Source organism: Flagellimonas sp. S3867 (assembly GCF_014698935.1).
Lineage (GTDB): Bacteria > Bacteroidota > Bacteroidia > Flavobacteriales > Flavobacteriaceae > Flagellimonas.
The window spans coordinates 1-20,876 of record NZ_JACVMN010000005.1; the positions used below are offsets into that span (position 1 = coordinate 1).

Genomic DNA, 20,876 nt, shown 5'->3' on the forward strand with positions numbered 1-20,876 from the left:
ACGCTGTCTATACAATATGTCAATGAACTTCTTAAATCCATAAACGAGAAAAAAATCGGGCCTAACAGAGCCCTCCCATTTTGTCGTTTACCACCCAGCCTTATCAGCTAAGCGGGTGCAAATATAGAACCCTTTTTTTCTTCTGACCAAACTATTGACATTTTTTTTTAAAAGATTTTTTACTCCACCTATCAACTACTCTTAAAACACCTTGTTTTATAAGGGTTTAAGGAGCTGAAAAAAACTTCAATTCATTAAAAAAATGTTACTTGAAAGGATAAAACAAAATCCTCTTTCCTAGCAAAATTGACTATTCCATATCAAACCTACTTAGGTTAATCGAGTATAGTTACAAGCTTATTAATATATGCTTGGGCATAATGCTTCATTCCGAGGTCAGTCGGATGTACAGCGTCCACCGTATCATCTATCTGCAAACCAATCTCCTCCTTAGTCATATAATAAAGGTTTTTGATCTCGGCATCCAACAATTGCAAATACACTTCATATTGAAGTTTATTCACTTTTTGAAACCTCTTTTTACTTTCAGGACTGACGTATTCATCCGAATACCCGGCATGCTCCACCAAAAGTATAGGGGTATTTATTCGTTTTGACCTTAAATGGGCTACTGCCTTATGTATTCGTTCTTTGAAGGTTGCATCATTTTTAATTCCGAGATTTTTCCAAGTTACAGGGGTTAGATTTGGCATGCAGTCCAAAATATATACTCGAGCATCTATCTCTGTCATTAAATCAATCATTGGTATTTCCAATCGGCCGGAACCACTAAAACCTAAATTTACCAAAGGTAGTTCCAGTGCTCTACTCAATTGGGCCGTCCATGCCATTCCTGGTCTTGAAGCGCAGGCACCTTGGGCAATGGATGTACCGTATACCACTATTGGCTTCTCTTCTCTTGTAGGCAAAGGTGAAAACTTGGAATTTGAGTCAACTCCTATTTCCAATTTGGTTACTTGATTATATAATGGAAGATACAACCTGTACTCCCTCATGGTATTTGACACCCCCAATTTCTTGTACACATATGAGATCGTATCTGAAAACTTGCGGCTAGCTGCACACCATATTTCTTTTCCGTTACTATCAAAAGTATACAGGTCCACCCCACTTACTCCCGTTGCCGGCATATGCTCGAAGCCGTAATTTCCTTTACCACCTATCTGGTATCTTACATGGATACTTGATCCATTTGTCTGGAATCTTATCATTAAACCAGCAGCTTGTTTCCCTAAATTATAAACCCCGTGACTCAGTTTATCAGCAACACGTTCAGGAAGGCGAAAATATGGGCCTTCAACCTCTTTGGGCCAAACTTGGCCTTCTAAATAATTTTGGCCAGTATCATTTATAGGGTTCCACCATTTTAATTTTTCACCATCCTGAGAAAAGCAGCAACAGTAGCCTATATATATAAGTACTGGAACTATTCTTTTTATGAGATTCTTTAAAAACATCCAATTTATTTTACGCAACCTAAAATACATTATTTCATTTTATGCTATGGACATCCTGATTAAGATTACCAACCTACAGTGTTTACATTTCTTCTTATCCAGATAAATCAGCTTAAACTATATTGTGTGCCTTACCGCAAGGTGTTATCTTTGTGCCCTTATTATCATATATAAAGGGAATGATCAAGATTACATTACCGGACGGAAGCATCAAAGAGCATCAAAATGGTGTTACTCCGATGGAGGTTGCAAAGGGAATTAGTGAAGGATTGGCGCGGAATGTTATTTCTGCCTCATTTAATGGTGTAACTGTTGAAAGTACCACCTCTTTAACCGAAGATGGCAGTCTGGTTTTGTATACCTGGAAGAACGATGAAGGTAAAAAGGCGTTTTGGCATTCTACTTCCCACGTTGTTGCCCAGGCATTGGAAGAATTATATCCCGGAATCAAATTGACCATAGGTCCCGCAATTGAAAATGGATTTTATTATGATGTTGATTTTGGTGATCAATCAATTTCCGAAAAAGATTTTCCCACCATTGAAAAGAAGGCGCTTGAAATTGCACGAGGAAAACACGATTACAAAATGCGAAGTGTTTCAAAAGCCGAAGCACTATCCTATTATAATGAACAAGGCAACGAGTATAAGGTTGAACTCATAGAAAACCTTGAAGATGGTACCATCACATTTTGTGATCATAGCACTTTCACTGATTTATGTCGTGGTGGTCATATTCCTAATACAGGAATCATTAAAGCCATCAAAGTTTTAAGTGTTGCAGGTGCTTACTGGAGAGGTGATGAGAATAATAAGCAGTTGACACGTGTTTATGGTATTTCCTTCCCAAAACAAAAAGAACTTACCGAATATCTCGAGCTTTTAGAGGAGGCAAAGAAGCGGGATCATAGAAAATTGGGAAAAGAATTGGAATTGTTCACTTTTTCAAAGAAAGTAGGGCAAGGACTTCCTTTATGGCTTCCAAAGGGTGCGGCATTGCGTGAACGTTTGGAGCAGTTTCTAAAGAAAGCTCAGAAAAAAGCGGGTTATGAAATGGTGGTTACTCCCCACATTGGACAGAAGGAACTTTATGTGACTTCCGGGCATTATGCAAAATATGGCGAAGACAGTTTTCAACCCATCCATACTCCCAAAGATGAAGAAGAGTTCTTGTTGAAACCGATGAATTGTCCGCACCATTGCGAAATATATAATAGCAGCCCGTTTAGTTATAAAGATTTACCGATACGCTATGCTGAATTTGGTACCGTTTATCGTTATGAGCAAAGCGGGGAATTGCACGGACTTACAAGAGTAAGAGGTTTTACCCAGGATGATGCCCATATTTTCTGTACTCCGGATCAGTTGAACGATGAGTTCAAAAAAGTTATTGATTTGTCATTATATGTACTGGGCTCTTTAGGTTTCGAGAATTTTACGGCACAGGTATCTGTTCGTGATTTAGAAAAACCGGAAAAATACATTGGCGATGCTGATAATTGGGAGAAAGCAGAGCAGGCTATTATCAACGCAGCGGAAGAAAAAGGGCTCAATTTCGTAATTGAAAGTGGTGAAGCTGCCTTCTACGGTCCGAAGCTTGACTTTATGGTGAAAGATGCTTTAGGAAGACAATGGCAGCTGGGCACTATTCAGGTTGATTACAATCTTCCGGAACGTTTTGACCTTACCTATAAGGGAAGTGACAATGAACTGCACAGGCCAATTATGATACACCGTGCCCCATTTGGGAGCATAGAGCGCTTTGTAGCATTGCTTTTGGAGCATACAGGTGGGAATTTCCCATTGTGGCTGATTCCAACACAAGCTATAGTGTTGCCGGTCAGCGAGAAACATGAAAAATATGCGGAAAAAGTTTTGAATTCTTTAGAAAATCACGAAATTCGCGCGCTCATTGATAATAGGAATGAGACGGTAGGGAAGAAAATTCGTGAGGCTGAGCTCAAAAAAATTCCGTTTATGCTCATAGTTGGTGAGCAAGAAGAAGGGGCCGAAACCATTGCTGTAAGAAGGCATGGAGGCGAGGATTTTGGAAGCATAAGTCTAAGTAAGTTTTCCGACTTGGTATCTACTGAAATAAATAGTACCTTAAAGTCGTTCTAAAAAATTGAGTTTAATTAAAAAGTGTAAGTCATAGCAATACGAAGAAGATTTAGACCCCAACCAAGGAGGGAAAATAAAAACCCTCATAATATCAATGAAAAGATTACAGCCCCTGAGGTCAGGCTTGTTGGGGATAATGTAGAAGTAGGAGTGTATCCTATTTCAAAAGCCCTGGCCAAGTCCAACGAACTGGAACTTGATTTGGTAGAGATTTCACCAAAGGCAAATCCTCCAGTTTGTAAAATTATTGATTATAAAAAGTTTCTTTACGAGCAAAAGAAACGGGATAAGGCCATGAAAGCCAAAGCCACTAAGGTGGTTGTAAAAGAAATACGTTTTGGTCCGCAAACGGATGACCACGATTACGAATTTAAAAAGCGTCATGCTGAAAAATTCTTAAAAGATGGTGCCAAACTTAAAGCTTATGTCTTCTTTAAAGGAAGATCAATAGTTTATAAAGACCAAGGTGAAATATTGTTATTGCGTTTGGCCCAAGAGCTCGAAGAGCTAGGAAAAGTAGAGCAAATGCCAAAGTTAGAGGGAAAACGAATGACCATGTTCATTGCCCCAAAGACCAAAAAATAAGTATTGAGCGGGATGCTGAGTTTTATTCAGCGTAATATATAAATAGGAGAAAATGCCTAAAATGAAAACAAAATCCAGTGCCAAAAAGCGTTTTAAGCTTACCGGTTCTGGTAAAATCAAAAGAAAGCACGCTTTTAAGAGTCATATTTTGACCAAAAAATCGAAAAAGCGTAAGCTTAAGTTGACACATTCAACATTAGTACATGATGCCGATGTCAACAGTATTAAAGAACAATTACGTTTAAAATAATTGTTCAATCAGGTACATTAATTATTAACCATGGAGTCGGGCTTATACAAGTGTCAAAAAATTGACCGCCTGCTACAAAAAAATGAAACATTATGCCAAGATCAGTAAATTCAGTTGCTTCTAGAGCCAGAAGAAAAAAGGTGATGAAGCAAGCCAAAGGTTACTTTGGAAGACGTAAAAACGTTTGGACAGTAGCCAAAAATGCGGTAGAAAAAGCAATGCTTTATGCTTATCGCGATAGAAGAAACAAAAAAAGAACCTTCCGTGCACTTTGGATTACCCGTATTAACGCAGGTGCAAGAATGCATGGAATGTCTTACTCCCAATTCATGGGTAAAGTAAAATCCAACGGTATCGAGCTTAACAGAAAAGTTTTGGCCGATTTGGCAATGAATCATCCAGATGCTTTTAAAGCCATCGTTGAAAGAGTAAAATAAACATAAACCTACCCCGCTTATTAAAAATCCCACTCAATAGAGTGGGATTTTTTATTATATGTCAACTCCCAAAAGCGGTAAGAACCAAATTCCTTCCCGAGGCATGATCTCGATGTTCGCAAAGATAAATACCTTGCCAAATCCCTAAGTTTAATTCTCCATCTGTAATCGGAATTTGAATGGAATTCCCCAACAAGGAAGCCTTTACATGCGCAGGCATGTCATCTGGTCCTTCGTAGGTATGAATATAATACGGGGTATTTTCAGGCACCATTTGGTTAAAGTGACTTTCAAAATCAATACGGACCGTTGGGTCTGCATTTTCATTTATGGTCAATCCGGCGGAAGTATGTTTTATAAAAACCTGCAAAAATCCAACTTTAAGACTTTCCAATTCTGGAATTGCATCAACAATGGCCTCTGTAATTAAGTGAAATCCCCTATTAAAGGGTTTCAGCTGTAGCTCTTTCTGATAAAATTTCATATTTCGTGAAATTAATACAAACTTTACTTCATTTGGGCATCAAGCCATACCTTTGCCGTTTTAAAATACGCTATGGACTTTTCCAAAATAAAAATGGTGGTTTCCGATATGGACGGGACACTCTTAAACTCCAACCATCAGGTAAGCAATCGGTTCTTTGAACTTTTTGAGGCGCTTCAGGAAAAACAAATACAATTCGTAGCCGCTAGCGGTAGACAATATCATAGTATGGTCGACAAATTGAAGACCATAAAAGATGACGTGATTTTTATTGCGGAAAATGGGGCTTTCACAAAACAAAAAGAGCACGTTTTACTAACCACTCCAATTGATAACACCAATGTCAACAAAGTGCTTTCGGCCCTTTCCAATGTCCGTGATGCACACCCTGTATTATGTTGCAACAACAAAGCTTATGCCAATGGGAATTCGCAAAATTTTCTGGATTTACTTGCAGAATATTATATCGAGTATGAGGCTGTTGAGGATCAAACCAAAATAAATGACGAGGTCCTAAAAGTTGCCATTTACCATTTTGAGAATTCAGAAAAACATATTTATCCGGCTGTAAAACATTTTGAAGGCCCTTTAAAAGTAAAAATCTCTGGCACAAATTGGGTCGATGTTTCCCATAAAGATGCCCATAAAGGATATGCTCTGGACAGGTTAATGCAAACGTATGGTCTGTCCGCTGATGAAGTCATGGTTTTTGGAGATTATAACAACGATTTAGAGATGTTACAGTTATCCAACTATAGTTTTGCCATGGCCAATTCCCATCCTGATGTGAAGAAAGTGGCTAAGTTTGAAACGTCTAGCAACAATGATTTCGGAGTAGAACAGATTCTAGAGCAGCTAATATGAGTGAAGTAGATTTTCTTATTGAAAAGTTTGACCTAAGTCCACATCCTGAAGGAGGTTATTTTAAGGAAACGTACCGAAGTGCTGAGGAAATTGAAGAGACAGCCCTACCCAATGATTATAAGGGTAGTAGAAACCATTCCACTTGTATTTATTTTTTATTGACATCAGACACCTTTTCGGCTTTCCACAAGATAAGTCAAGATGAAATTTGGCACTTTTATTCGGGCTCACCATTGAAATTGTATCTGATTTCAGATAATGGTGCATACTCAGAATATATCATAGGCAATGACTTTTCTAATGGTCAGGTTGCCCAATTTGTTGTGCCCGGAGGTTATTGGTTTGCCGCCAAAACCATTAAACCGAATAGTTATTCTTTTGTAGGTTGTACAGTAGCTCCTGGTTTTGATTTTGCAGATTTTGTTTTACCGGAACGACAAGAATTGATTGACAAGTTTCCTCAACATGAAGACATCATCACTCGGCTTACTCGAATTTAAGTCTTCTGCTTCTTTTTCCGTGCAGCAGGAAACAGCACGTTATTTAAAATAAGTCGGTAACCAGGAGAGGTTGGGTGCAGTTCCAGTTCTGTTTTTGGGTCTCCCACCCTATGTTGATAATCTTCCGGGTCGTGACCACCATAAAAAGTAAAAAAGCCTTTTCCTTTTATTCCGTGAATATATCGTGCTTCCCCGTTGAGTTTATTTTCACCAAGCACCATAACTGTTGGTTTAACCTCATCACGGGTAAAAGCCGTAGTTTGTCCCATAAACCCTTTGACCAAAGCAGTGTGGTTCTGAGTGAGCATAGTGGGAACGGGATCCCATTTTGCCGAGAACTCCATCAATGAAAAATAATCAGATTCTTTAGGGACATTTCGACGTTTATTGGTCATGTCGATAGAGGAAAACTCATATCGCAAAGGATTACGCTCCAGTATAAAATCAGAAAAAGCAAAAGTTCTACTAAAATCCAATTTACCTTGATAGTTTGCATCAGAAGGGTCTCCATCGAACATGGGTTCGCAAATATCCACCCCTTCGGCAGCTAGGGCAATATCAAAACTATCAGTGGCCGAACACATAGCAAACATAAATCCGCCACCAATCACATAGTTTCTAATTTTTATGGCCACCGCCCCCTTTTCTTCTGATACCTTGTTGTAACCCAATTTTTGTGCAAGGGCTTCTGCTTCTGCTTTACCTTCAATGTACCAAGGGGCAGCCCGGTATGCACCGTAGAACTTACCAAATTGGCCGGTAAAATCTTCATGGTGTAGATGCAACCAATCGTAAAGTGCCAATTTGTTATCCAACACTTCTTCATCGTAAACGGTGATATATGGAATTTCAGCATAGGTCAGCACCATGGTTACAGCATCATCCCAAGGTTGGTTCCCCTTTGGGGAATAGACAGCAATTTTAGGTGCTTTTTCCAATATGACGGCCTCTTGGTTTTGTGAAGGGCTACTGATCTCATCCAAAATAGACTCCGCTTTTGCATCGGACAATACTTCAAAAGAAACTCCACGAATTTGACATTCCTTACGTATGGATTCTCCATCCGGTAGCAGAAAAGAACCTCCTCTATAGTTCAGCAGCCATTGCACTTTTTGCTGTTTGGCCAACACCCAATAGGTTATACCGTAAGCTTTTAAATGATTTTCCTGACTTTCTGCATCCATGGGAATCAGAATGACCGATGCCGTGGATTTAAGAAAAATGAGAAGAAAAAAGATAAGGGTAAGACCTCTCGACTGAGCTCGAGGCGACAAATAAAGAATAATCTTAGAATGGTACGTCATTATCTGGATCATCGCTGTTCATTGCGCTACCAAATGCCTCATCCGTACTGGGAAGATTTGGTGTTGCAAAAGGATTTTCCTCATTCGCATTCATCTTCGATTGGAATTCGAACGGGGAGTCAAAGTCATCCAAGTTATCAAATTTACCAAGAGCACCAACGAACTTTAACCTAATATTATCCAAACCACCGTTACGATGTTTTGCTACAATAAACTCGGCTTGACCTTGAGTTGGGGTTCGTTCCTCATCATCCCATTCATCAATTTTGTAATATTCAGGTCTATAGATAAAGGAAACAATATCGGCATCCTGCTCGATGGCTCCAGATTCCCTTAAATCGGAAAGGATTGGACGCTTGCTCCCTCCCCGTGTCTCCACAGCTCTAGAAAGCTGTGATAAGGCAATTACAGGAACGTTGAGTTCTTTCGCCAATGCTTTAAGGTTCCTTGATATGGTAGAAATTTCCTGTTCACGGTTTCCGCCTTTTTGACTTCCACCAGCTGTCATTAACTGTAAGTAGTCAATTACAATAAGCTTTATACCGTGTTGAGAAGCCAATCTTCGAGCCTTCGCACGTAAGTCAAAAATCGAAAGTGATGGGGTATCATCTATAAACAAGGGTGCTTTTTCCAATGTCTTTACTTTGACATTTAGTTGCTCCCATTCGTGTTTTTCCAATCGGCCGGTTCGCAATTTTTCAGATGAAAGCCCTGTTTCTGATGAAATTAATCTCGTAATCAATTGGACAGAAGACATTTCCAAAGAAAAGAAGGCCACGGGAATATCTGAATTCACTGCTATGTTTCTTGCCATGGAAAGCGTCAAAGCCGTTTTACCCATACCAGGTCGCGCAGCAACAATGACCAAATCACTGGGCTGCCACCCAGAGGTAAGCTTGTCCAACTTGTCAAATCCCGAAGGGATTCCACTCATTCCTTCTTTATTGGAAATCTCTTCAATTTTCTTTTTGGCCTGAATTACCAAATCTTGTGCAGTTTCTGCAGAACGTTTTAGGTTACCCTGGGTGACCTCATAAAGTTTTGCTTCAGCATTGTCCAACAAATCAAAAACATCGGTAGAATCGCTATAGGCATCTTCAATGATTTCGTTAGAAATTTTGATAAGGCTTCGTTGAATGTATTTTTGAAGGATAATACGGGCGTGGAACTCAATATGGGCCGAAGAAGCCACTTTTTGGGTCAATTTAATGAGGTAAAAGTCACCTCCTACAACTTCTAGCCTTCCTTCCTTCTTTAGTTGAGATGAAACGGTTAATAAATCGACCGGCTCGGAAGATTCGAACAATTTGAAGATAGATTCATAAATAAACCTATGGGCATCTTTATAAAAAACATCTGGATGTAAGATATCTATTACTTCATCCACACCTTTTTTGTCAATCATCATTGCACCCAACACAACTTCCTCTAAATCAACAGCTTGAGGTGGTATTTTACCTCGCTCCAAATTAATGAGGGTAGATTTGTCCACTTTACGACCAATAATTGGGCTAGGCTTATCCATAAGTGCGAATGTAGGTAATTAACCTTTAGTTAACTTTAAATTTTCATGCTCCGATGTTCACAGGTCATTAACAAAGTTAATGTTGAAAACTTAGAATTTTTGTTAATAACACGAAAATGTTTGAAGAAAAAATCTAATAAAAAAGAATGATGGCCGACAAACCCTAATTAACCGTTGAAGACACCCATTGAGGCATATTTTTCCATCCTAGCTTTCACCAATTCTTTTGGTGATAACTTTTTGAGCTCTTCATAATGGGTGGAAATTTTATTCTTAACGGTATCAAAAGTTTTCGCTCTATTGGTATGGGCTCCTCCTAAAGGTTCACGGACAATTTCATCTACCAATTTTTGTTTTTTCATATCAGTTGCCGTAAGCTTGAGGGCATCTGCAGCTTGTTCTTTATACTCCCAACTCCTCCATAAAATAGAGGAACAAGATTCTGGTGAAATAACCGAGTACCATGTATTTTCCAACATCAAAACGGTATCACCCACTCCAATGCCCAATGCTCCTCCTGAAGCTCCCTCACCGATAATGACCACTATAATGGGAACTTTTAGACGGGTCATTTCCAAGATATTTCGAGCAATTGCCTCTCCTTGACCGCGTTCTTCTGCTTCAATCCCCGGATAAGCTCCTGGTGTATCTATAAAGCAAACTACTGGAATTCCGAATTTTTCGGCAGATTTCATCAAGCGAAGGGCTTTTCGATATCCCTCCGGATTGGCCATACCAAAATTTCGATATTGTCTTGTTTTGGTATTGTATCCCTTTTGTTGTCCCACGAACATATAGCTCTGGTCACCTATTTTACCAAGACCGCCTATCATGGCCTTGTCATCCTTAACATTTCTATCGCCATGAAGCTCTAAAAAGCTGTCTCCACAGATAGCGTTAATATAGTCCATGGTATATGGTCTATTGGGATGTCTTGACAATTGCACTTTTTGCCAAGCTGTAAGGTTCTTGTAGATATCCTTTCGGGTCTCTTCGAGCTTCTTTTCAATTTGTTGGCAGGTCTCACTAACGTCAACGTCACTTTCCTCTCCAATAACCATGCATTTTTGCAATTGGTCTTCTAGCTCTTGTATAGGAAGTTCAAAATCGAGATACTCCATGTAAAGTTGATTTCAGAATATGGTGGGCACAAATATAAAACTTTACGGCACACTCCTAAAAATTGAATGAATTAAAATGGGTTTGTACTTAACGCTTGGCCTTTATAAGCATATAAACTGCAAATACGCCAAAAATAAGATTGGGCATTACCACCGCGAGCAAGGGAGAGAATCCAGATTGTTCGGCCAAAGTACCAAAGACTTTATCGAAAAAGATATAAATGAAAGCCACGCCTATTCCGAAAGCAAGGTTTAAACCCATACCTCCCCTCCGTTTTACAGAAGAAACGGCAACGGCAATAATGGTTAAGATAAATGCAGCTATTGGCAAAGCCCATCTTTTGTATTTCACTAAAATGTAAGCATTGATGTTAGAGGCTCCTTTTTTCTTTTGGTCATCAATAAACTCATTGAGTTCAAACAAGTTTTTGGTTTCTGCCACATATGAAACCGGAGTTAGGTCCTCTATTTTAAACGTAAAAATGGTGTCCAACCTTCTTTTTGTCTGTATAACCTCAACATCATTTTGAAGTTTACGTTTTACGTAATTCGTTAAACGATACAGACTGTCTTTTTCTACCCATCTAATGTTTGTTGCGGATATCTTGTATTCCAACTTTTTATCTTGGTCGAAGTGCTCGTAAGTGAAATTGTACCCTATTTTTCGGTTAGGGTCAAAGCTGCTAACATATAAATAATCATTCTCATTCAATTGGTTGAATATGTTATCGGTTACTTGAACCTGACGCCCTTTTTTAAAGTATTTATACTCGAATTCGTTATAACCGATACTAGCATGCGGTACAATGAACATTCCCATCAAAAAGATAAGAATGGCCACCAAGGTGGCTCCTATTAAATAAGGTCGTAAAAATCGACCATAGGAAACCCCTGAGCTAAGAATGGCGACAATTTCAGTGTTGCTCGCAAGTTTAGAGGTGAAAAATATTATGGAAAGAAATAAAAATATAGGAAGCAATAGGTTTCCAATTACCAAGGTAAAGTTTGAATAAAACACAATTACCTCCGCAAGTGGAGCTTCGTTATCGATAATCTTACCCACCTTCTCGGCCAAATTGGCCATGATGCCAATAGGAACAAAAAGCAAGAGCATCCCCAAAAAGGTGACCAAATATCGCTTTAAGATATATCTGTCGAGTATGGTAAGCATTACAATCGTTTATCCATTTGTTGAACCATCATGGTCTTCCACTCCCTAAAATCCCCTGCTAAAATACGTTCTCTTGCCGTACGTACCAACCAAAGATAAAATCCAAGGTTATGTATCGTCGCAATTTGTTTGCCCAAATATTCGTTGGCCGCAAAAAGATGACGCAAATAGGCTTTGGAATACTCAGTGTCCACAAAAGTGATTCCCATTTCATCAATAGGAGAAAAATCTGCCTCCCATTTTTTGTTTTTGATGTTGATGGTGCCATGGGCAGTGAACAGCATACCATTTCTTGCGTTTCTGGTGGGCATAACACAGTCGAACATGTCAACACCCAAAGCAATATTTTCCAATATATTAATAGGAGTTCCCACACCCATTAAATATCTGGGTTTATCCTCTGGAAGAATGTCACAGACAATTTCAGCCATTTCATACATCTCTTCAGCAGGTTCACCCACGGAGAGTCCACCAATGGCATTGCCTTCCGCTTCTACTGAAGCTATGTATTCCGCTGATTGTTTTCGTAAATCTTTGTAGGTAGACCCTTGGACTATAGGGAAAAAACTCTGTGAATATCCATATTTAAAGGGCAGTTTTTCCAAATGTGAAACGCATCGGTCCAACCATCTGTGGGTCATATGCATAGAGCGCTTGGCATAGTTGTAGTCGCAAGGATATGGCGTGCATTCATCAAAAGCCATAATTATATCCGCACCAATGGTGCGTTGAATCTCCATCACATTTTCTGGAGTGAAAAAGTGTCGAGATCCATCAATATGGGATTTAAAATTTACCCCCTCTTCTTTTATTTTTCGATTGTCTGAAAGTGAGTACACTTGATATCCCCCGCTATCAGTTAAAATATTCCTATCCCAACCCATAAACTTGTGCAATCCACCAGCCTTTTCCAAAATCTCTACCCCTGGTCTCAAATATAGGTGGTAGGTGTTGCCCAGTATGACATCCGGATTTATCTCATCCTTCAATTCGCGCTGGTGCACCCCTTTTACCGAGGCTACCGTACCCACCGGCATAAAAATTGGTGTCTGAATAGTACCATGATCTGTGGTCAGTTCCCCAGCCCGGGCTTTGCTCTCTTTATCTTTTTGAAGTAAGGTAAATTTCAATACTTGAATTTAAGACCGCAAATATAGCCATCTCATTTTCCACAAAGCCTTAACAAAAAAATAAAGTTTAACTGTTCAAAACCAGTTTGTAAAATAATGTGTTAGTGCTTGTGTAGCAGAACGATTGCCGTTACTTTTGCCACCATAAATTAAAAACAATGCCAAACACTCAAGAATTACAGGATTTAGTAATCCAGGTTAGACGGGACATTTTACGGATGGTCCATAAAGTAAATTCGGGACATCCAGGAGGTTCATTGGGGTGCACAGAATTCCTAGTTGCACTCTATAATGAAATCATGGAGCTTAAGGATGGATTTGATATGGATGGACGTGGGGAAGATCTATTTTTCCTATCCAACGGACACATATCACCAGTTTTTTATAGTGTTTTGGCAAGAAGAGGATATTTTTCTGTTGACGAGCTGAATACTTTTAGATTAATTGATTCTCGTTTACAAGGGCACCCCACCACACATGAAGGGCTTCCTGGTGTGCGAATCGCCTCGGGCTCATTGGGTCAAGGTATGTCAGTGGCTATTGGAGCCTCATTGGCGAAGAAGCTTAATGGAGATGACCATTTGGTGTACAGCTTGCACGGGGATGGAGAATTACAGGAAGGACAAAATTGGGAGGCCATCATGTATGCCGCTGGAAACAAAGTGGATAACCTGATTGCTACCATAGATAGAAATGGACAACAAATTGACGGTGGCACCGAAGATGTACTTCCACTTGGGGATGTTTCCGAAAAATTCAGAGTATTCGGCTGGGATGTTCTGGAAATTGAAAATGGAAATGATCTAAACCAAGTTATCACAGGACTAAAAGAAGCCAAAAGCAGAACAGGCAAAGGCAAGCCGGTTTGTGTGGTTATGACCACTGAAATGGGTAACGGAGTCGATTTTATGATGCATACACATGCGTGGCACGGCAAAGCTCCAAGTGATGAACAATTGGAAACCGCACTGGCTCAAAATCCAGAAACTTTAGGTGATTATTAATTCTTAAGAAAAAGACATGACCAAATATACAGATCAAGGAAAACAAGACACCAGAAGTGGATTCGGAGCAGGTATGACTGAATTGGGAAGAACCAACCCAAATGTAGTTGCCCTTTGTGCCGATTTAGTGGGTTCTTTAAAAATACAGACCTTCATTGATGAGAATCCGGAGCGGTTCTTTCAAGTGGGTATTGCTGAAGCCAATATGATGGGTATAGCTGCAGGCTTGACCATTGGCGGAAAAATTCCATTTACTGGAACCTTTGCCAACTTCTCCACCGGTAGGGTTTATGATCAAATACGGCAGAGTATTGCATATTCAGATAAAAATGTAAAAATATGTGCATCGCATGCCGGGTTAACCCTTGGTGAGGATGGTGCCACACACCAGATACTGGAAGATATTGGAATGATGAAAATGCTTCCTGGTATGACGGTTATAAATCCTTGTGATTTTAACCAGACCAAAGCGGCCACAATGGCCATTGCGGAACACGAAGGTCCCGTTTATCTAAGATTTGGAAGACCAAAAGTTGCCAACTTCACCCCTGTTGACCAAAAATTCGAAATTGGTAAAGCATTAATGCTCAGTGAAGGAACCGATGTCACCATTATTGCCACCGGTCACCTAGTATGGGAATCCCTAATCGCTGCCGAAAATTTAGAAAAACAAGGTATTTCTGCCGAGGTGATAAACATTCACACCATTAAACCTTTGGATGATGAGGCCATTTTAGCTTCAGTTAAAAAAACAGGCTGTGTGGTAACTGCAGAGGAACACAATTATCTTGGCGGACTTGGAGAAAGTGTTTCCAGGGTACTTGCAAGCCATCATCCTGCACCTCAAGAATTTGTGGCCACCCAAGATACTTTTGGTGAAAGTGGAACGCCTGATCAGTTGATGGAGAAATACGGATTGAACAATAAAGCCATCGCAGAAGCCGTTTTAAAAGTGTTGAAACGAAAATAGATTTTTCGGTATCATATTTGATATTGCTTCAATCAATTAAACGAAACACTTATGAAAAAAACGCTTCTAATGGCGGCTCTTACCCTTATGGGAACAGCTGCATTCGCCCAAAGTGGTACAGGATGGGGAATCAAGGCAGGACTTAGTTACAACAAGAACGGTGACTTGATTCAAACAGTTAGCAATTCCGCACAAAACGTTGTAGAAGGTGCTGAAGGAAAAACCGGTTATCATTTCGGTCTTTGGGGTAAATTGGATTTTCCCAAAATGTATATACGCCCAGAATTGGTTTATACCAAAACAAAAAGCACTTACGACCTAGATAGTAACTCCAACGACTATGACTTGTCCAAATTGGATCTTCCTGTTCTTATTGGTGTTAAAATTGTAGGACCACTCCATGTTTTCGCGGGACCAGCTTTTCAATATGTATTGAACAATGATCTAGGAGATCTGCAGGTTCAGGATGTTGAAAATGATTTTTCAGTAGGATTGAACGCCGGTGTTGGTGTCAACCTTGGAAAAATAGGATTGGATGTAAGATATGAACGTGGATTTTCTGAGAATGAAGCTCGATTTATCGGTAACAATATTACCAATATTGAAGGTCGGGTAGATTCTAGACCATCACAGGTAATATTTGCACTTTCCTTAAAACTTAATTAGGAAATTAATAGAATTAAAAAAGCCACCTTAAAGGTGGCTTTTTTAATTCTATTAATTTGTATCGGGATCTAAATAATCCGGGGTGCCATCATTATTGGAATCCGGAAATGGAATAATAATATTGTCATTATCATCCGATATTTCATTTCTTGTGGACACTCCATCACCATCATCATCCGCATCTTGGAAGTTAGCAAACCTAACTGTTAAGCCGGCATCTTCTTCACTTTGTGCGTCGGTATTGTCATCGTATAAATAGCCGTTCCCATTTAAATCTTCTAGGATGGATGGAATTCCATCATTATCATGATCAGAAGGGTTTATGGTATATAGATCAATATTAAAAATAAGTGGACTATATTGTGGAATTGGTCCGCTTACAGCTTCGAAAGCACCTAGCCCTGATGGGAAAATAATCATCCCAACACCATAACCATCTACCGTTACCGTTCCATCTCCGTTTTCTGTAATGGTTCCTCCGGCATTAAAATTTGGTACTCCTTCAGCAAATCCCCTGAAACCTTGAGTAAGGTCTTGGAGCCTTGCCAAATCGAACCAAACTGCATTGTTCAAAGAGGCATCAAAAGAGAGGCCATCCAATAAAAGTCCCTCATATCGAACAAAAACAGAATCAGCTACTGTAGGGCTTGATCCTATACCTTCTCTTGCCGATAAGTAATATAATGTATGCGGAATATCGGTTTCTTCTTCAGATAGTAAATGTTCAAAAGACGATACCTTAACATCAATTGCCTCTACCTGGTCCATCATCGGGGTTTTGTCGGCGTTTGCTCCTGCTATGGTATCTATCTTAATTTTAAAATCAAATCCGGCCGGGGGTGCTGCGAACTCTTCATAATTATAAAAGTGGGTTTCTAAAAATTCCCTGATCTCTTCATCATTTTCAGTGGCCACCTCTGCCAATAATCTAGGAGGAACGGTAATTACGTTTGGTCCGCTATCATCATCGTTATTGCATGATGTAAATAATACCGTAACAAACAACAAAACAAAAATCCCGTGCTTCATCAAGTTTATAATTTAGCTGCGCAAGATACGATTTTCCGCTATTTTTGTGTATTGCATTAACAAAGATTTGCAGAGTTTATGCGCATAGATAAATTCCTTTGGTGTATTAGATACTATAAAACACGAAACGTTGCCACAAATGCTGTTAAAAAAGGGCATGTTCGGGTAAATGATAGCGTTGTCAAGCCCTCACGTGAGGTCTATCCTATGGATAATCTGGTTGTAAGAAAGAATCAAATCGATTATCAGCTTACAGTGTTGGATATTCCTGAGAGCCGGGTCGGGGCGAAATTGGTAGATATCTACAGAAAGGACACCACCCCAAAAGAAGCATTCGGACATACGGAATTGTTGAAACATGCCAAAGATCATTACAGAAAAAAGGGATTGGGTCGCCCTACAAAAAAAGATAGAAGGGATATTGATGGTTATTTGGATGAATCTGAATGATTGGTTTCTTTATCTTTGACCAAAACCCTGTTTATGGTAAACCGGATTCTCACTCACGAACAAATACAGCATACCGTAAAGCGAATTGCCTATCAAATTTATGAGGCCAACGTGAACGAAAAAGAAATTGTTGTTGCCGGCATTGTTGGGGGTGGATTGAATTTTGCCAAAAAAATTGCAACTGTACTTAAGAAAATCACTGATGCACAAATTGTGTTGTGCAAGCTTCAAATGGATAAAAAAAATCCGTTGAGGAGCGGGGTAAACACTTCGATTGCTGAGGCCGACTATAAAAACAAATCCATAGTTCTTGTGGACGATGTTCTAAATTCGGGCACTACCTTAATATATGGAGTCCACCATTTTCTTAAAACTCCCATTAAACAATTAAAAACAGCTGTACTGGTCAACAGAAACCATAAAAAATATCCAATAAAGGCAGATTATAAAGGTATTTCGTTGTCCACTTCGTTAAGCGAGCATATTCGAGTGGAGTTCGAATCTAAAAATGACGCTGTTTATTTAGAGTAATTCCTTTACCTCAGCAACTACTTCTTCCAATGACTTTTTATCTCCATTAACAATATGTTTCGCCAGGGCATAAAACTGTCTTCTTTCAAAAAGATGCTTACCAATAAACTCAGGAAGTTCGTCATTTGATATGTCCTTGACCAAGGGCCTTGTTTCCTTTTCCCCACTTATTCTGGCCGCCAAAGTTGAGATGGATAGTTGTAAATAGATGGAGTGGTCCGATTTTTCAAGTATTGTATTCATATTATTACTATAACAAGGGGTTCCACCACCTGTAGAAAGTAATAGGGACTCATTCGCGTTCAAAACTTGTCCTAACAATTCATGCTCCTTTTTTCTAAAGAAAATCTCACCTTTGTCCGCAAAAATGGTTTTAATGGACATTTTTGTTTGTTCCTCAATATATTCGTCAAAATCGATGAATTTTATCCCCAATTGTTCAGACAGTAACTTACCGACCGAAGACTTACCGCTTGCCATATACCCAACTAAAACTACTTTCATTTAATGGATTTAAAGGTGTTTTTAAAAAAACACAAATTTATCATTAATTGGGTTTGTCTAATAAATTATTGGAGTTATATTTGCACCCGCTTACGCAAATTAGTGGAGCAGTTTTTGACCTGATAGCTCAGTTGGTAGAGCATCTCCCTTTTAAGGAGAGGGTCCTGGGTTCGAGCCCCAGTCAGGTCACTTTTAAGAGTCCATAATTATTCAAAAAGTCTGTAAATCGTTGATTTACAGACTTTTTTGTTTTCCCTGATTTCATTTGATATCAAATAATACCGCTTTTCGCGGTGCGCAATTCGGTGCGCACTTTTTTGAATTCACAAAGTGCGCACCGCGAAGCTGTTAAAATTTCTGATTATCAAGTTCTTACAAAGAAAATTTAACATTTTAAAAATCAGTAAAATCACAGTTATGGAAACAAATTCTTTCTCCGTTCTATGCTACATCCGCAAGAGTAGATTAAATCAACAAGGCGAAGCGGACCTATTTTTAAGGATTACAGTCAATGGTAAACGAGCAGAATTCAGTATTCAGCGCAAAGCAAAGCCCGATAAATGGTGCTCGATTAAAGGTAGGGTCAGAGGTTCAGGTATCAAAAGCAAAAGCCTTAATCACTATATAGATGAACTAGAGTCCAAAGCCTATAATATTCATTCAAAATTAGTTGTGAAAAAGAGACCGTTCACCGCCGATACCATTAAAAACAAACTCCTTAATAAAGAGACAATCAATAAAACATTGCTGGAGGTTTACGACGAACACAATGACCAAATTGAACAGTTGCTAGGTCTGGAATATTCCTATGGAGCATACCGAAGACATGTAAGAACCAGAGAGCACTTAGCTGATTTTGTGCAACGGGAATACAAAATCAAGGATATTTTCATCAAAGAAGTGGATTTAAAGTTCATCAATCGCTTCCACCACTTTTTAAAAACCCAAAACATTGGCAATCAAAACACCATCACCAAGTATGTTGTAAACTTTAAAAAAATAATGCGGATTGCTGTTGCCAATAATTGGGTGAACCAAGATCCGTTCTATCATTGGAAAGCGAAATGGAAAAAGGTAGAACGAGATATTTTAACGGAACTTGAGCTTCGCTCTCTTATCAAACAGGAATTTGATATCCCAAGACTGGAGCAGATTCGAGACATCTTTGTTTTTTCATGTTTTACGGGACTGGCTTATGTTGATGTCAAGAAACTATCTTCAAACCATATTGTTCTTGGGCTAGACGGAAAACGATGGATTAAAATAAGACGCTCGAAAACAGATTCAAGAAGCGTTGTACCCCTACTACCTACATCAGAATCAATTTTAAGTAAATACAAGGACCATCCTTTGACCAAAGAGCATGATTTGTTACTACCTGTAATCAGTAATCAAAAGACCAATGCTTTTTTGAAAGAGATAGCCACTATATGTAAAATTCAAAAAAACCTGACCTTCCATTTGGCCAGACATACCTTTGCAACAACAGTGACTTTGGCAAATGGTGTACCGATTGAGTCCGTTAGTAAAATGTTGGGGCACCAATCATTGAAAACAACACAAATCTATGCTAAGGTCATCGATAAAAAATTGATGGACGATATGGAAGTTGTAAAAGCTAAATTCAAGTTCGGGGGATGATATGGATACAAGATCAGCGAGCAAAACCGGGTTTTGCGCTGCAAGCCCAATCTTACCAAAACAAACCTGCTGAGCGTGGTGGAAAGCTAAATAAGAGTTCGTGGACTATCTATAGGTTTTTAAGTGTCCGTTTATAGTTTTCCAATTCCCCTTCTGTGATTTCCAACCTCAGATAAGGTTTCCCAAAAGAGGGCTTTACCAAAGTGATATGCTCAACTACATATTGGCTCTCTCTTTTGAGCATTTCCATTTTATCTGTTAGGCGCTCATATCTAATCCTAGGAACGGTTATTTCAATCTCAGGCCGTTTCTTGACCACTTTTTGTTCAACCCTCATCGGTTTTTCCTGTTTGACCTTTTGTTCCAAAAGGGCATGAAGGATGGCATTTGTTGGTTTGGTCTGTGTGATCTCAATGTCACGAATGATCGCTATGGAGGCCTCTGTACGATTCCGGTTCTTAAGGATTTCTTGAAGAATGTTTTTTTCGAATTTTTCATTGGGAGTGAACCCGTGCCACTCAAAAAAGTCCATAATGCACGTCAATGTTTCGGTATGTGATCTGGCAATCCTTTTGGAGAAACGACGAAACCTGTTAGCGACACTTACCTTGATGCTTATGGCTGAAAACCCATGTTCTTTTACTCTCTGGACCATTTTACAGTAATTTTTTTCAGTGTTTCAGGGTTCTTCAGGAAGGTTTACAGTAAATGTCCAATTCAATATGAACCTTCATTTTTCCGTTACCGCCTTTGTTCATGGGGCTTTGCGGAGCAAAATGTTATCGTAGCACCGCCTTGGCGTGCTACCCTCTCGCTTCTCCCAACAATCACCAAAGGTGATTTCGAAGAACCTTTCCCTTAAGGTAAAAGGCACTTTAAACAAAAAGATTGGGTTGGACGGATTTTAAGGAATTGAATAGGATTGTTTTACAAATAATGCATCAATGGCTTAAGATTCATGGAAATTCAGCAATCACTCTTCGGTATGGTTTATTTGAACTTTAGTTTAACTTAACTCTTTCTGACAGCCAGTTTTGTTTTTCCCCAAGCCAATACTTTTACTCCTCTCGAATAATGACTTTTACTTGGTTGCTCGGTTATTAATTTTTTAA

At 39.2% G+C, this 20,876-nt stretch carries 21 protein-coding genes, 1 tRNA gene and 1 pseudogene; 13 read left to right on the plus strand and 10 right to left on the minus strand.

Features of this window, described 5'->3' with window-relative positions; all coding sequences use genetic code 11:
• Window positions 1-335: 335 nt before the first annotated feature.
• On the minus strand, window positions 336-1,478 hold the full coding sequence (locus IAG46_RS17250; protein ID WP_190811643.1) for an SGNH/GDSL hydrolase family protein: 1,143 nt from the start codon (window positions 1,476-1,478) through the stop codon (window positions 336-338).
• A gap of 179 nt (window positions 1,479-1,657) precedes the next feature.
• On the opposite strand from IAG46_RS17250, the gene thrS reads away from it, so the two are divergent.
• The 4 genes from thrS (at window position 1,658) to rplT (ending at window position 4,870) form a co-directional block, all read left to right on the plus strand.
• Entirely contained in the window at window positions 1,658-3,598 is a 1,941-nt protein-coding gene (gene thrS / locus IAG46_RS17255) for a threonine--tRNA ligase (protein WP_190811644.1), read from the plus strand.
• A gap of 36 nt (window positions 3,599-3,634) precedes the next feature.
• On the plus strand, window positions 3,635-4,183 hold the full coding sequence (infC, locus tag IAG46_RS17260; protein WP_368668193.1) for a translation initiation factor IF-3: 549 nt from the start codon (window positions 3,635-3,637) through the stop codon (window positions 4,181-4,183).
• 52 nt (window positions 4,184-4,235) lie between these two features.
• The gene (rpmI, locus tag IAG46_RS17265) at window positions 4,236-4,433 is read left to right on the plus strand and encodes a 50S ribosomal protein L35 (protein ID WP_190811645.1); all 198 of its coding nucleotides are present in this window, start codon (window positions 4,236-4,238) and stop codon (window positions 4,431-4,433) included.
• A 92-nt stretch (window positions 4,434-4,525) separates the two neighbouring features.
• Window positions 4,526-4,870, plus strand: a complete 345-nt coding sequence (gene rplT / locus IAG46_RS17270) for a 50S ribosomal protein L20 (RefSeq protein ID WP_190811646.1) — start codon at window positions 4,526-4,528, stop codon at window positions 4,868-4,870.
• A 61-nt stretch (window positions 4,871-4,931) separates the two neighbouring features.
• Here the strand turns inward: rplT and IAG46_RS17275 are convergent, their stop codons facing one another.
• Window positions 4,932-5,354, minus strand: coding sequence for a secondary thiamine-phosphate synthase enzyme YjbQ (locus IAG46_RS17275; protein WP_190811647.1), 423 nt, complete (start codon window positions 5,352-5,354; stop codon window positions 4,932-4,934).
• A gap of 72 nt (window positions 5,355-5,426) precedes the next feature.
• On the opposite strand from IAG46_RS17275, the gene IAG46_RS17280 reads away from it, so the two are divergent.
• Window positions 5,427-6,218 (plus strand): HAD family hydrolase, encoded by a 792-nt coding sequence (locus IAG46_RS17280; protein WP_190811648.1) that lies wholly within the window; start codon window positions 5,427-5,429, stop codon window positions 6,216-6,218.
• Window positions 6,215-6,718: a cupin domain-containing protein gene (locus tag IAG46_RS17285; RefSeq protein ID WP_190811649.1), complete on the plus strand. Its 504-nt coding sequence runs from the start codon at window positions 6,215-6,217 to the stop codon at window positions 6,716-6,718. Before IAG46_RS17280 ends, IAG46_RS17285 begins: the two co-directional genes overlap by 4 nt.
• Here the strand turns inward: IAG46_RS17285 and IAG46_RS17290 are convergent.
• The 5 genes from IAG46_RS17290 to tgt all read right to left on the minus strand — a co-directional run bounded on the left by IAG46_RS17290 (window position 6,715) and on the right by tgt (window position 12,969).
• On the minus strand, window positions 6,715-8,022 hold the full coding sequence (locus IAG46_RS17290; protein WP_223826752.1) for an asparagine synthetase B: 1,308 nt from the start codon (window positions 8,020-8,022) through the stop codon (window positions 6,715-6,717). The two genes, IAG46_RS17285 and IAG46_RS17290, sit on opposite strands and share 4 nt — an antisense overlap.
• Window positions 8,006-9,547 (minus strand): replicative DNA helicase, encoded by a 1,542-nt coding sequence (gene dnaB / locus IAG46_RS17295; protein ID WP_190811650.1) that lies wholly within the window; start codon window positions 9,545-9,547, stop codon window positions 8,006-8,008. Before dnaB ends, IAG46_RS17290 begins: the two co-directional genes overlap by 17 nt.
• Before the next feature lie 167 nt (window positions 9,548-9,714).
• Window positions 9,715-10,668, minus strand: coding sequence for an acetyl-CoA carboxylase carboxyltransferase subunit alpha (locus IAG46_RS17300; RefSeq protein ID WP_190811651.1), 954 nt, complete (start codon window positions 10,666-10,668; stop codon window positions 9,715-9,717).
• 88 nt (window positions 10,669-10,756) lie between these two features.
• Window positions 10,757-11,839 (minus strand): LptF/LptG family permease, encoded by a 1,083-nt coding sequence (locus IAG46_RS17305; RefSeq protein WP_190811652.1) that lies wholly within the window; start codon window positions 11,837-11,839, stop codon window positions 10,757-10,759.
• The gene (tgt, locus tag IAG46_RS17310; RefSeq protein ID WP_190811653.1) at window positions 11,839-12,969 is read right to left on the minus strand and encodes a tRNA guanosine(34) transglycosylase Tgt; all 1,131 of its coding nucleotides are present in this window, start codon (window positions 12,967-12,969) and stop codon (window positions 11,839-11,841) included. The genes IAG46_RS17305 and tgt overlap by 1 nt, the downstream gene beginning before the upstream one ends.
• Window positions 12,970-13,124: 155 nt before the next feature.
• On the opposite strand from tgt, the pseudogene IAG46_RS17315 reads away from it, so the two are divergent.
• The 3 genes and pseudogenes from IAG46_RS17315 to IAG46_RS17325 form a co-directional block, all read left to right on the plus strand.
• Window positions 13,125-13,973 (plus strand): annotated as a pseudogene (locus IAG46_RS17315) (transketolase); the annotation flags it as partial.
• 16 nt (window positions 13,974-13,989) lie between these two features.
• Window positions 13,990-14,943 carry a transketolase family protein gene (locus tag IAG46_RS17320; RefSeq protein ID WP_190811655.1) on the plus strand — a complete coding sequence of 318 codons (954 nt, stop codon included), beginning with the start codon at window positions 13,990-13,992 and terminating at the stop codon, window positions 14,941-14,943.
• A 51-nt stretch (window positions 14,944-14,994) separates the two neighbouring features.
• Window positions 14,995-15,609, plus strand: a complete 615-nt coding sequence (locus IAG46_RS17325; RefSeq protein WP_190811656.1) for an outer membrane beta-barrel protein — start codon at window positions 14,995-14,997, stop codon at window positions 15,607-15,609.
• Window positions 15,610-15,660: 51 nt separating this feature from the next.
• Here IAG46_RS17325 and IAG46_RS17330 read toward each other — a convergent pair whose 3' ends face one another.
• Entirely contained in the window at window positions 15,661-16,638 is a 978-nt protein-coding gene (locus IAG46_RS17330) for an FKBP-type peptidyl-prolyl cis-trans isomerase (protein WP_190811657.1), read from the minus strand.
• A gap of 78 nt (window positions 16,639-16,716) precedes the next feature.
• On the opposite strand from IAG46_RS17330, the gene IAG46_RS17335 reads away from it, so the two are divergent.
• Entirely contained in the window at window positions 16,717-17,088 is a 372-nt protein-coding gene (locus IAG46_RS17335) for an RNA-binding S4 domain-containing protein (RefSeq protein ID WP_190811658.1), read from the plus strand.
• 33 nt (window positions 17,089-17,121) lie between these two features.
• Window positions 17,122-17,619, plus strand: coding sequence for a phosphoribosyltransferase family protein (locus IAG46_RS17340; RefSeq protein WP_190811659.1), 498 nt, complete (start codon window positions 17,122-17,124; stop codon window positions 17,617-17,619).
• On the opposite strand, the gene IAG46_RS17345 is transcribed toward IAG46_RS17340, so the two are convergent.
• Window positions 17,611-18,123, minus strand: coding sequence for a shikimate kinase (locus tag IAG46_RS17345; protein WP_190811660.1), 513 nt, complete (start codon window positions 18,121-18,123; stop codon window positions 17,611-17,613). The genes IAG46_RS17340 and IAG46_RS17345 overlap by 9 nt on opposite strands.
• Before the next feature lie 116 nt (window positions 18,124-18,239).
• On the opposite strand from IAG46_RS17345, the gene IAG46_RS17350 reads away from it, so the two are divergent.
• A tRNA-Lys gene (locus tag IAG46_RS17350) sits at window positions 18,240-18,312 on the plus strand.
• Between the two features lie 228 nt (window positions 18,313-18,540).
• The gene (locus IAG46_RS17355) at window positions 18,541-19,764 is read left to right on the plus strand and encodes a site-specific integrase (RefSeq protein WP_190811661.1); all 1,224 of its coding nucleotides are present in this window, start codon (window positions 18,541-18,543) and stop codon (window positions 19,762-19,764) included.
• Between the two features lie 109 nt (window positions 19,765-19,873).
• On the opposite strand, the gene IAG46_RS17360 is transcribed toward IAG46_RS17355, so the two are convergent.
• Window positions 19,874-20,419: a BfmA/BtgA family mobilization protein gene (locus IAG46_RS17360; RefSeq protein WP_190811662.1), complete on the minus strand. Its 546-nt coding sequence runs from the start codon at window positions 20,417-20,419 to the stop codon at window positions 19,874-19,876.
• Window positions 20,420-20,876: the final 457 nt, after the last annotated feature.